This is a genomic window from Spirosoma pomorum (assembly GCF_054776615.1).
The window spans coordinates 325532-337887 of sequence record NZ_BAAHBP010000001.1 but is presented as its reverse complement, the minus strand read 5'-3'; the positions used below and the strand labels follow the sequence as shown (position 1 = coordinate 337887).

At 50.4% G+C, this 12356-nt stretch carries 8 protein-coding genes and 1 pseudogene; 5 read left to right on the top strand and 4 right to left on the bottom strand.

Annotated elements, in window-relative coordinates; all coding sequences use genetic code 11:
* Positions 1-53: 53 nt before the first annotated feature.
* From apaG to ACYVAD_RS01370, 3 genes are all read left to right on the top strand, one after another.
* The gene (gene apaG, locus ACYVAD_RS01380) at positions 54-440 is read left to right on the top strand and encodes a Co2+/Mg2+ efflux protein ApaG (RefSeq protein WP_461137673.1); all 387 of its coding nucleotides are present in this window, start codon (positions 54-56) and stop codon (positions 438-440) included.
* A gap of 3 nt (positions 441-443) precedes the next feature.
* Complete coding sequence (locus ACYVAD_RS01375; protein ID WP_461137672.1) at positions 444-1223, top strand: O-methyltransferase; 780 nt, start codon at positions 444-446, stop codon at positions 1221-1223.
* Between the two features lie 72 nt (positions 1224-1295).
* Positions 1296-2660, top strand: a complete 1365-nt coding sequence (locus tag ACYVAD_RS01370; protein WP_461137671.1) for a monooxygenase — start codon at positions 1296-1298, stop codon at positions 2658-2660.
* 89 nt (positions 2661-2749) lie between these two features.
* Here ACYVAD_RS01370 and ACYVAD_RS01365 read toward each other — a convergent pair whose 3' ends face one another.
* Entirely contained in the window at positions 2750-4732 is a 1983-nt protein-coding gene (locus ACYVAD_RS01365) for a DEAD/DEAH box helicase (RefSeq protein ID WP_461137670.1), read from the bottom strand.
* Between the two features lie 488 nt (positions 4733-5220).
* On the opposite strand from ACYVAD_RS01365, the gene ACYVAD_RS01360 reads away from it, so the two are divergent.
* The gene (locus ACYVAD_RS01360) at positions 5221-5451 is read left to right on the top strand and encodes a DUF2905 domain-containing protein (RefSeq protein ID WP_461137669.1); all 231 of its coding nucleotides are present in this window, start codon (positions 5221-5223) and stop codon (positions 5449-5451) included.
* Here the strand turns inward: ACYVAD_RS01360 and ACYVAD_RS01355 are convergent.
* Positions 5417-6970 carry a hypothetical protein gene (locus tag ACYVAD_RS01355; protein WP_461137668.1) on the bottom strand — a complete coding sequence of 518 codons (1554 nt, stop codon included), beginning with the start codon at positions 6968-6970 and terminating at the stop codon, positions 5417-5419. The two genes, ACYVAD_RS01360 and ACYVAD_RS01355, sit on opposite strands and share 35 nt — an antisense overlap.
* A 340-nt stretch (positions 6971-7310) precedes the next feature.
* Between ACYVAD_RS01355 and fbaA the strand changes: the two genes are divergently transcribed.
* Positions 7311-8390: a class II fructose-bisphosphate aldolase gene (fbaA, locus tag ACYVAD_RS01350; protein ID WP_461137667.1), complete on the top strand. Its 1080-nt coding sequence runs from the start codon at positions 7311-7313 to the stop codon at positions 8388-8390.
* A 93-nt stretch (positions 8391-8483) separates the two neighbouring features.
* Here fbaA and xrtN read toward each other — a convergent pair whose 3' ends face one another.
* Entirely contained in the window at positions 8484-9629 is a 1146-nt protein-coding gene (gene xrtN, locus ACYVAD_RS01345) for an exosortase N (RefSeq protein WP_461137666.1), read from the bottom strand.
* 22 nt (positions 9630-9651) lie between these two features.
* Positions 9652-12333 (bottom strand): annotated as a pseudogene (locus ACYVAD_RS01340) (XrtN system VIT domain-containing protein).
* Between the last annotated feature and the right edge of the window lie 23 nt (positions 12334-12356).

Below are 12356 nucleotides of genomic sequence, written 5' to 3'. Positions count from 1 at the left end.
CAAAACTAATCAACCTAATTTTCGTTCTAAGGTTGCCAAACGACACTAAATATATGGTTTCGTCAGTCACAGAGGGCGTAAAAGTTAGCGTAAAGACTGAGTATCAATCGGATTACTCAAGTCCGCTTCAAGCGCATTACGTGTTTACCTACCGAATAACTATCGAGAACTCCAGCGAGTACACCATCCAGGTGCTTCGTCGACACTGGATGATCTTCGATTCCAACGGCACCGTTCGGGAAGTCGAAGGAGAAGGTGTGGTCGGGCAGCAGCCTGTTCTGGAGCCGGGGGAAGTCCATGAATACGTATCGGGCTGCAACCTGCGGTCTAGCATGGGTAAAATGGCTGGTACCTACCTGGTTGAACGTATCATTGACGGGAAACAGGTGCGCGTGAACATCCCTGAGTTCACGATGATTGTTCCGTATAAACTGAATTAATTGTTGATTTCCGCTTACCTGCGATACTTGTGTCGCGCCCGCGACGAGCATTCGCTGCATTCCCCTTTTTTGTTTTCACTGTACACGAACACGATTCGAACGGATAACCGGCGCGAACAGGTGTTTCGTCCTATCCGACAGTTACGGAAAGAACTGCGTCGAAATACCCAACTGGTTGATATTACTGATTTGGGTGCGGGATCGAAAGTGAATGCATCCCGGCAGCGAACGATTCAGGATATTGCCAGGAACTCGCAGAAACCAGCCCGCTTTGGGCGTCTACTATACCGGCTGATCCGTCGGGCTCAAGCCCGGACTATTCTAGATTTAGGAACATCGCTGGGCGTTACGACAGCTCACCTGTCCGAAGCTGCAAAAAACACGGGCGGACGAGTTATTACGTTCGAAGGCTGTCCACAAACGGCCGCCGTGGCGCAGCAGAATTTCGACCAGCTAAAAATTCAGAACGTGACCATCGTTGTCGGGAATCTGGATGAAACGTTGGTGGAGCAGGTCAGTTCACTGCCGCCCCTCGACTTCGTTTTCTTTGATGCTAATCACCGCTACGAGCCAACGATACGTTATTTCGAGACCTGCCTCACGAATATTCAAAATGATACGATTTTCGTTTTTGACGATATTCACTGGTCGGCTGAGATGGAGCAGGCCTGGCAATATATAAAAGCGCATCCCGCTGTTACTGTAACAGTTGATCTATTCTGGGTCGGACTCGTATTCTTTCGCCAGGAGCAACCTCGTCAGGATTTCATACTTCGCTTTTAAGTGAGTATTTCTTACCAGAAAAAGCTAAGTTTTCGTTACCTTTCTGTGTCCGTTCTAGCAGTCTTGTCGTGTATGAAGATTCTGGTTTACAAGAATTTATTGGTGATCCTTTCTTTAGTCGCCATACTAACTCAGCTGGCAGGTTGCCAAAAAAATGAAGTTGCGCAGGAGGAACCTGAGGCAGCTGCCACTTTTGAGCTTATTCAGCAAAAAATCCTAACGCCTTCCTGTGCGACATCGGGCTGTCATGCATCCGAGAAGGACGCTAGTTTTGCTCAGCATGGGTTAGTTCTAGCCGCAGGACTAGCTTACCAGAATCTGGTCGAGGTCGATCCTAAAAACAGTAGCGCCAAAGCCGATGGGCTGAAACGCGTCAGGGCTTTCGCTTCGATAGAGAGCCTACTGTATCATAAGCTCAATTCGCTGGCTAGCCACCATACAGGCAAGCAATATGGCAATCTGATGCCGTTAGGAGGGCAGCCACTGTCCGATGGAAAAATCGAGTTTATTCGGCGCTGGATTGATGCAGGTGCTCCTAAAACCGGAACGGTTGCTGATATGACTCTGCTGAGTAGCACAAAGATGACGGAGGCTACGTACGAAGCGTTGCCTGTGCCGGCTACAGGAAAGGGATTTCAACTCGCTATACCCTTATTCGACGTAGCGCCAACTTTCGAGCGGGAGCTGTTTACTCGTCGGTTAGTAGGTAACACGAAGGATGTATATGTGAATCGATTTGAAATCAACATGCGGTCGGGAAGTCATCACTTTGTGGCCTATGATTTTAATGACAAAAATATACTTCCCAACCTGAACGACATTCGGGATTTACGTAACTCCGATAATACACTTAACTGGATAACAGCGCTGAGTATGTCGAACCATATCTACTTGGCTGGTTCGCAGGCACAGTACCAGGATTATACCTTTCCTGAAGGAACAGCGCTGCTGCTCCCCGCTGGAATGTCGCTTGATCTGAATTCGCACTACGTGAATAAGACCAATACAACCACAAAAGGAGAGGCTCAGATTAACCTATACACCGTCGACGCGTCGACGGTGAAGCATGTCGTTCAGACCCTTAATTTGAGTAACACTAATCTTGCTATTCCCGCTAATAGTCGGGTAACGATGACAAGATCCTTTACGAGGAATAAGCTGACTAAAGTCTTGGCGTTAACCTCACACATGCACAAGCTGGGTGAGAAGTTTGTCATCAAAATCAAAGGTGGCTCGCGGGATGGTGAGGTTGTGTACACGTCAACCGATTGGGCACATCCTGATATTATTACGTTCAAAACACCAATTATTCTTCAGAAAGGAGAGGGATTGACTTCGGAGATTACGTATAATAATACGACTTCGAAAGCTGTCTCGTTCGGACTAACAAGCGAAGATGAGATGGGAATTATCTTTGGCTATTATTACGAAGAATAGGAGCTGAAAATTTTTAACGTAAGAAGGCCCCGACAGTTCGCTGTCGGGGCCTTCTTTATTATCGCTGAACGACTTTTACCGAGTCACCCTTAGCGGGCAACTTCAATATTTACGCGACGACCTTTGATGGTGTTACCTTCCATGGCGTCAACAACGCGGTTGGCGATATCTTTCGGTACGTCAACGTACGTGAATTTGTCGAAGATGTCGATGCTGCCGATGGTGTTGCCTGGAATGTTGGCTTCACCAGCAATAGCGCCCACGATATCGCCCGGACGAACGTAATCCCGACGGCCGATGCTTACCATCAGACGCGTCATGTTTGCATCCCGTTCGCGAGGAGCGCGTTGGTTATCGCGGTCAACGTATTTTCCTTGTCCTTCACCACGGCCACCATCACGGGGGGCAAAATTGCGGTCACCACCCCGCTCACGGTCGCCAAAGCGGTTACCACCCCGGTCCGAACCTTCGTTCCGACCGAAACGCGAACCACCCCGGTCGAAACGGCCTTCGCCACGACCATCACGGTCGCCAAAGCGTGAACCCGTCGAGCCACGGCGATCATCCGAACGGCCACCGAAGCGATCGTTACGTTCGCCACCCCGCTCACGACGACGGTCATCTTCCAGACCCAGGTTCTGATCGGCGAATTCATTTTTCTCCAGACCCATACTGCGTTTTACCAGCGCGGCTACAACCTGTTCGGTCGACAGGCCAGCGTGGTGCAGTTGTGTCAGGATATCATCGTACAGGTTCAGATCCGAGCTATCCTGAACCGTTTGTTTCAGTTGTTCGATGAAGCGGGCTTTCCGAACTCCAACGATATCTTCGAAGGAAGGAATAACGCCTTTTTCAACTTTCACTTTGGTATACGACTGGATTTCGCGGAAACGATATTTTTCGTCGCGACCAACCATCGAGAACGCCCGGCCTGATTTGCCAGCGCGGCCCGTCCGGCCAATCCGGTGTACGTAATATTCTTCGTCGAGTGGGATGTCGAAGTTGATAACGGCATCCACGTCGTCTACATCAATACCCCGAGCGGCTACGTCCGTAGCGACCAGGATACTGGTCGTACCGGCCCGGAACTTGCTCATTACGTTGTTCCGCTGCGCCTGACGCAGGTCACCGTGTAAGCCTTCGGCCGAGTAACCACGAATCTGTAGGTCTTCAACGATTTCGTCAACTTTCCGCTTTGTGTTACAGAAGACCAGCATTAGTTTGAGGTCGTACATGTCGATCAGACGGCACATTACCTCAACTTTTGCTTTTGGTTTTACTTCAAAGTAAACCTGCTCGATATTGGTGTTCGTCAATTCTTTCTTAACGACTTTCACCAGCACCGGATCTTTCTGGAATTTCTGGGTGATCTGCATGATCGGCTTCGACATCGTCGCCGAGAACAGAATCGTCTGCCGCTCTTCGGGCATTTCTTCCAGAATGCTTTCGATATCTTCCCGGAAGCCCATGTCCAGCATCTCATCAGCCTCGTCAAGAATCATCATCTTAACGTGGTCGAGTTTAAGCGTATTACGCTCCATGTGGTCCATTACGCGGCCTGGTGTACCGATAACAATGTGTACACCACCTTTGAGCGAGCGGATCTGCCGTTCAATGGAATCTCCACCGTAAATAGCTTCGATACGTACACCACGTTTGTATTTCGCCAGTTTCCGGATTTCTTCCGATACTTGTAGCGCCAGTTCGCGGGTTGGGCAAAGGATAAGCGCCTGTACAGCACGATCCTGTACGTCGATCAGGTCAAGCGCTGGAATACCAAAGGCAGCCGTTTTACCGGTACCCGTCTGCGCCTGGCCAATTACGTCACGACCAGCCAGAATAGGCGGGATCGCTTCCGCCTGAATCGGCGATGGACTAACGAAGCCCATTTCGGTAACGGCCTGAAGCAGGTCTTCCGAAATATTTAAATCAGAAAAAAGAACTTGGTTTGGGTTAGCAACGAGGCTCGTTACTACTTCCGGTGCGTTGTCCTCAGCCTGGACAGTAATTTCTTGTTGTGGTGTTGCCAGGTCGATATCCTGGTCAACGATGTTTGTTTCGTTCGTTTGCATTATTGGAAAGATAAATCATGAAACCCTCCAAGCAAGACGAGATATGTGTGCGAGTAAAAGCGCGGTATTGTGAAAATTGCCCAACGGACGGAGTACCCAAACGACCACCCAATTTAACGGTCTGATCCCCACCTAACCAGGGGAAAGCACTACGTAACAACTTGACGATTAGCCCACGCGCGAGAATTCAATCTCGGTTGCTCCCGCAGGAGCGTCCACACAGAAAACCCATCCTATACATCCGGACTCTGTCAGACCCAACTCAGCGTGTAAAAAAGGAGAGAAACAGAAGTGCGACGGATGTCGCTTGTAAAATCTAGTGCAAAAGTAAGCAAACTATTTGCAAAAAGCAAGTCAGCGCTGTATTAAATTGTATTTATTGCAGAAAACGGGTTTAGTGATATACACTGTCTAGCCATAGCTTGTCTCCTTATGGAAACAGGAATCGACCAAGCACTGTTGCTAATGGAAACCGTTACGTGTAACTGATGAATCCGGCAATTGGAAAATACATTCTCTTGGTGGGGCTGGCGCTCGTACTAATTGGAAGCATCGTCTACTTCTTCGGTGATAAGCTAAGTTGGTTGGGGCGGCTACCAGGCGACATCCGGGTCGAGAATAAAAACGGTGGTGGCTTCTATTTTCCCATTGTGACGTGTATCATCGTCAGTATTCTCCTCAATATTATTCTCGCACTGATCCGGCGCTTTTTCGGATAGAGGCATCAGCAGTACCGCTGGGCTGCTGATCCGGGTCGTACGTAAGTTTATTCAGGTAGAAGACTTCTCTTGGATTTGTATAATTAGTGGAGGTAATCTTCTGAAAACCGAAGGCCAGAAAATGGCGCCCATACCAGGCCATTAAGTTGTCCTGCGCAGAGAACATCACTTTCTCGTTCTCCCGGCTGGTACCAAGTTTGATCTTTTCCGTTTCCCGCAGAATTTTGTTGCCCTGAATCACTTCCATGTTGATAGCCCCCTCATTAGGATAAGCCAGAATCGTACGGTCACCCTGCTGGGAGAGTTGAACCATCTGTGTCAGATCCCGGCTGAGAAGCTGCTTAATCGGCAGGCAATTGTCCCACAACAATTGGCCTGTTTTATCAAATCCACAAACGAAGGCGTGGGTGTAATGGTAGCCTTCGTACCGGTCCATTCCGCGCACATAGGCTGTATTCGTTAAGGTACTGCCCCGGTATTGCGGATAATAGACTTCGGCAACAAGCGTCAGCCCGTCGGGAGTTGGCTGCAGATCGTGGACAAGCAGTCGGTAACGGAACTTGTAATCTTTCCCTTCTTCCTTTTTACGTTTTGCCCGAGCCAGTATTTTTTGCTGCCGTTCGGGTTTCATGTAATTGAAGAAATTCTGAAGCTGCGAAAACTCGATAAACTTCATGTCCTTGATCGCATCATCGGCGGCAGTAGCGGGCTCATCGTGGTGAATACGCGTTACGTAGATACCCTGTGAGTAGGGCGTACAATCGGTGGAATAATTGCCAACCAGCAGGGATTCGCGTTCGTTGACGGGGAGAAGTTTACCGGTAATAAGGTTGTTTTGAGCGTCGGAGAAGTCGATGGTACGCAGGTGTCGGGAATCGTAATTATACGTCCGGATAGAAAACTGACAACGTCGCTTGGAGGAGTGGACCAATACGTTGACCTCCCGGCGGGCTTCGTCCAGTTCTATACTGCTTAGTTCCAGATTATTGGCGTACAGCCCAGGCAATACCTTCGTCGAACGATCAAACAAGGAGAAAACCATAACGATAGGCCGATTGTGGTAAACACCACCAATGTATGCCTGGCTGTCCATGACCTTGAATTGGCGGATGTCGAACTGCTCAAGCAAGGCACCTTCGAACGTTTCGATTGTCCCATCATCGAGATGAATTCGTAAGAACTGATACTTGTTCGTGTCGTATTCGCGAAAGAGCTGGTAGAGATATTGTTCGTTGCGGTATGCCTGAATCTGACGGTATTTGATATCCTGCTTATAGATTTTGTACCATATTAATTTCAGATTCCAGTTCAGGCGTTGGTAGAGGTACTGAGTGGGGGCGTTTGAGAATAATCCTCCCGTCTGGGTCGTGACCAGCACCCCCTGCTCGGCAAGCGGTGTTACGTCGAACGACTCGATTTCGTTCGGGTTTGCCGGCATTTCCAGGCGCATAGACTGCGTTAGCTGTGCTAATGCCATCGGCCCTGCGAGCAGAAGGAGTAATAGGAGAACGTGCTTCATAACGGACTCAATGAATTCGGGGCTGATTTACGCGACGTAAATGCCACCACTGTCTGATTAGCCTTAGTGCAGGACAAAGCAGGTTGAACCTAAAACATCCTGATTATAAATATACAAACTATTCTGCTTCGAATTATGGCTTTGCCGAGACCGTAAATTATTTAGAGGAACAGGTTGATATACCAGGCTAGTGAAGAACGGAAGTCGGCCATAATGTTGTTTTGGGAGGAGAGAGACAGTAGCATTAATTCCATAATATCCCCAACTTTACCGGCTGAAAGGGATTGACGGTCAATGTCCCCCTCTTGATAATCAATAAAACCGTTTTTCTATAACACTTATGAGCGAAGTAGCAACCCGATTCGCCCCCGGCGTCATTACTGGCGATGGCGTTTCTGATATTTTCCGTCATGCCAACGAAAACGATTACGCCCTCCCGGCGGTCAACGTTGTTGGAACTGATTCTGTTAACGCGGTTCTGGAAGCGGCTAAGGCTGTTAATTCGCCGGTAATTGTTCAGTTTTCGAACGGTGGCGGTATTTTTTACGCGGGTAAAAGCCTGCCGAACGACAAGCAACAGGCAGCCATTGCTGGTTCGGTGTCGGGCGCGCAGCACGTACATACCGTAGCCGAATTGTACGGAGTTCCCGTTATTCTGCATACTGACCACTGTGCCAAGAAACTTCTGCCCTGGATCGACGGTCTGCTGGAAGCCAGCGAACGCCATTTCGACAAAACAGGTAAGCCGCTGTTCTCGTCGCACATGCTGGATTTGTCCGAAGAGCCAATCGAAGAGAACATCGAAATCTCCTGCAAATACTTCGAGCGGATGGCCAAAATGGGCATGACGCTGGAAATTGAGCTAGGCGTAACGGGTGGCGAAGAAGATGGTGTCGATAACTCGGACGTTGATGATTCGAAACTATACACCCAGCCTTCGGAAGTAGCTTACGCTTACGAAGAACTGAAGAAAATTTCGCCGAACTTCACGATTGCGGCTGCTTTCGGTAACGTACACGGCGTGTACAAGCCAGGTAACGTAAAACTGTCGCCGATCATCCTGAAAAACTCGCAGGATCATATCCAGGAGAAGTTCGGTACCGGTCCGCTGCCTGTCAGCTTCGTATTCCACGGTGGATCGGGCTCAACCCGCGCCGAAATCCGGGAGGCTATCCAGTACGGTGCCGTGAAAATGAACATCGATACCGACGTTCAATGGTCAACCTGGGAAGGTATCCTGAATTACTATAAATCGAAAGAAGGCTATCTGCAATCGCAGCTGGGTAACCCAGAAGGACCAGATTCGCCGAACAAAAAATACTATGATCCACGCGTATGGCTGCGCAAGGGTGAAGAAAGCATGGTTGCGCGCCTGAAAGTTGCGTTCGAAGATTTGAACTGCATCAACCGGTTGGCATAATCGGCTAAGTCAAGTTTAAAATCGGGGTGTCTGTTACGTAACACGTGACCAGGCACCCCGATTTTTGTTTACACGTGTTAAGAAGCTTGGTCGTTACGCCGAAACCCGCGGCTTTTTCACCGAAGCCAGTACGTACTCTAATTGGTCAATCAGTGACGCCTGGCTGGTAGCCGTAACATTGACTAATACGTAAGCGGCATTGTTGCGAACCATGTCGCTCCGCATGGCGAATTGGCTGGTCGTTATACTCGATCCGTTGCTGAACCACCAGGCTGTATACAAGACGTTTCGTTCATGAGTCTGTCCGGCGCGAGCTGGTTGCCTCAACTGACCTACGTACACCGGAACGCCATTTATTCTTGTTTCCCGAACCTGCCGGAGTTCGTAACCACTGCCGGTCCAGCAGGCTACCGGGCTGTGACCCACGCTGAACCAATCGGTCTGGGGTTTTAAGTAAACGAGAACACCAGGTTTGGCTAATTGAATAATACCTTCGGTCAGTTGCTTTGGAGCATAACCGGCCGGATTAAGGTGGTCAGCAGGGTGTAGCCTGCGCTGGTCGGCGGGACGAGCGGCCAGGAACATGGTCACGCAACCAATCGTCAACACGCCAACTCCCCACGCCCGTTGCCACAGTGTAGTCGCCGACACGCCAACGGGCTGGCTAAATCGATATACCAGCGCTTTTGCCAGAAACCAGGTGGGTAGCCAGGTGTAAGCCGCCAGGCAGACTAAGCCGATCAATTCATGAGAAACCGTGCCGGGCATAGCGCCGAACACGACCAGTAACAAAATCCGAAATAGGTTGCTTAGAATGGTTATTCCGAAAGCTGTTAGGCTGTAGCCTATTATCCAGGGCGCTGGCACTGCCCTCTGAGTTTGTTGCTCCTGCCAGATGAGAAAAAACAAGGCTACTAGCAGCGAAACCCCCGTCATCTGCAAGCCCATACAGGCGGGATCGACGGCCATCTCAACCGAGCCCGTTGCGGTTTGGCGAATGATTGCATTACCTACTGTCTCAACGTTTAGCCCCGCTGCCCGCAGCAACAGTCCGGCCCAGGCACTCAGCTTTAGTCGGATAGGAAACGTAAAAAGCGCGGATAAATAACGCAGACCGGGCGAAAGGAGAAGTAGGGTTATCAACCGCCCTGCCCAGCGGTTCCGGCTACTTTTTTGCACCAGAACAAAGAGGACGAGCGCTACGGACAGGGCGGTTGTCAGATCGAACGAAATGGTCATAGTGGAATAGAAGCGGGAAGTATCAACGATTGGAGGCAGCTGGCGTACTACGTCGTTTCTGAATAATTAGCCAGCCCACCAGCATGACAATCATCAGCAACATAGCCCACTCGTGCGGTTCAGGGACAGCTCCGTCTTTTTTCAACGTAGCGTTATCGAGCCCATTTTTGTCTTTATGAATGCCGAAGCGTTCATAATCTCGTTGTGTTTCGAGTACGATCAGGCTGGAGAGGGGAGAGACCACGTGCGCCTGCTGCGCTTCCTCGATCAGGGTGGGTGTTTTGTGCGTATTGGTAAAATAATTCCGACCAATTCGCCCTAACAAATGATTGTAGAGGAACAGCCGCGCCAGGTGATCGGGGGCGCTGGCTTGCTGACCAATACCCGCCTGCTGAACCTCCTTGCCTGAACGTACTGGTGAAGGCATTGTCCGGATGCTGACCTGCGCATCCAATAACGCAATTTGGTCTGGGCGATTGGGCTGGCGGGGGAACTGGTGCTTTATGGCCACATCATGGATCAGCGTGCAGGTGTTCCCCTGCGTTACGTTGAGAACCTGCAACTCGGCCAGCGTTTTTAAATAAGTTGACAACTGATTGCCGTAACAGAACGTGCGGATTGGCGTCGACTGGGACCCCATCTGCTTCGTCCGGTCAGCAAACGTACTGTTCTTCAAATCGCTCAATGACAGTGATGACGGAGTGCCTTTGGTGATGAGCAACGCCGTAGCCGGGTGAGCAATTTGATAAATTGGGAAGAGACTGAAACGCTGACTGGCCAGCTGCTGGTACGTAGCATCCAGGCTGGCGGAGTCCAGTTGCCGGAGTCCATCATCGAAGACCCACACCCGACAGTTATATTGTTGCTTGGCTATCCAGAAAGCGGTCGTGAACTCGTGCTTCTTCCAGGCTTTGTTCAGGTCCAGATAAACGTCGGTTGGCACAAAACGCTCGCTGTCCGGCTGAAAACGCGCCATCTGATAAGCCCGTCCGTCCAAGACGAACGACTCCGAGGAAATGGGTGGGGCTTTGAAGCGTAGCTGCCAGTCGGGATCGTAGGTCCCTTCGTGGGTAAGTGTATTGCCCGTAAGTCGGTCAAACAGCCAGGGGGAGTCCAGGTCAGCCGGCTATTCGGCAAAGTCAATGTGTACGAGTTCATCTGACGAACTGGCATCAGGCCCTTCGAAATAAGGATTCTGATAAATTAATTCGCCTTCCTCAAAACGTAATGGCGACGTAATGCCCAGCTTGACTCGTCGATCTTCGCTGGCCTGACACGGAAACACACGGACGGTGACGCGATTACCTTCCTGCCAGTACACCACCGATGGGTCACGGGTACGGACCTTCGACTCAACATTCACGACCGTTCGGTAGGCGGAGTCGGCTTTTGCCACCGTTGTCAGCCGGGCGGGTTCTTCCTTGCCGTTTACCCACAATGACATGGATGAGACAACGGACCCTGCTGGCAGATGAAACGTAAACAGCGCTTCCTCGGAGCCGAATCGCTGCTGATTCCGGATGCGAATCGTTTTTTCGGCGTAGCTCAGCCGAAACTGTGGCCAGATACGCACCTGCGAAACGATGTCTTTAACGCTCAGATGTCGTCCTGTCCAAAACTTTTCTTCGGTACCATGTTGCTCATTGCTGATTACCCGTAGTAGTTTAAGCTGTTCATCGTCGGATGTGTTGCTGAGTGGAAATAGGCGGGAGGCAATAACCACCAGTGGATCATGCTGTTTGGTGTCGTCTTGAGCGCTTAAATTTCCCATCCCCCAGCCTGATCCGTCAAAAAAGCGGCCTTTATCATACACCCGCCCACTGCGTAGCAGACGGTTCGTCAGCCAGTTGTTTTCGAGTTGCTGCGCGGCCAGTACCCAGTCTGGCAGGTCGGTAGTACGACGGGTTGCTGCGTACATACGAGCTTTATCGACGCGGTTTACGGCTATTTTCCAACCTACAAGAAACAAACCAATGGCAATCAAGGGCACTAACAGACCCAAACGAATCCACGGGCGGAGATACGGTTCTTGCTGGGCATCATGCCAGAGCCGTTTGCCAACAACGATCGATAGAGCCAGCGGAATGAAGGTGTGCAGGGAAATTCCCAGTACGACTGCCACTATTGTACTGGTTGGGTACAGTTCCACAAGGTAGATGGCCTGGTAGGTAAATAGACACCAGCTGATGGCTAGGGCTGCATAAAGAACCTGTCGGCCCCGGATAGGTAGTATATCTCGCCAGCCATAGGCGGCTACCGAAGCAGCCGCCAGCACAATCGCCCAGCAAAGCCACTCGGTCGATTGCTGAAAAATCAGGAAGCTCCGATTTAGCGCAAAAGCGCTGATCAGCCAAAGGACCAGACCAACCCAGCGAGCCGGGCGCATAGCTGCGTACGTAGCCGAACGCCACCGGAAGAGGCCATGAGCAATCAGAATTATAGAAAAAGATACCGTGAGTGCGTAGCGAAACATGAATAGTAAAAAATCCGTGTCCCGAACTCGAGCCCGATCCGCAACTAACTCAAATAGGGCATAGACCACGACCGAAAACGTGAGCAGGATCAGACCGGTTTTGAGCACACGGTTTTGGAAGGGCTCGGCTATCCGAGAGCAGAAATCGCTCCACGATATGGGGGGCTCTGACGTATCGATAGGCTTGACCTGATCGGGTGATAGTGTAGACGATTCATTATTAAGTATCATAAAGTACTTTGTTTTGTAAAGTA

Excerpts from the sequence above, each read along its gene's own strand:
- apaG (WP_461137673.1), top strand. The coding sequence starts at position 54 with ATGGTTTCGTCAGTCACAGAGGGCGTAAAAGTTAGCGTAAAGACTGAG.
- fbaA (WP_461137667.1), top strand. The coding sequence starts at position 7,311 with ATGAGCGAAGTAGCAACCCGATTCGCCCCCGGCGTCATTACTGGCGAT.
- ACYVAD_RS01355 (WP_461137668.1), bottom strand. The coding sequence starts at position 6,970 with ATGAAGCACGTTCTCCTATTACTCCTTCTGCTCGCAGGGCCGATGGCA.
- xrtN (WP_461137666.1), bottom strand. The coding sequence starts at position 9,629 with ATGACCATTTCGTTCGATCTGACAACCGCCCTGTCCGTAGCGCTCGTC.
- ACYVAD_RS01365 (WP_461137670.1), bottom strand. The coding sequence starts at position 4,732 with ATGCAAACGAACGAAACAAACATCGTTGACCAGGATATCGACCTGGCA.
- ACYVAD_RS01360 (WP_461137669.1), top strand. The coding sequence starts at position 5,221 with ATGAATCCGGCAATTGGAAAATACATTCTCTTGGTGGGGCTGGCGCTC.
- ACYVAD_RS01370 (WP_461137671.1), top strand. The coding sequence starts at position 1,296 with ATGAAGATTCTGGTTTACAAGAATTTATTGGTGATCCTTTCTTTAGTC.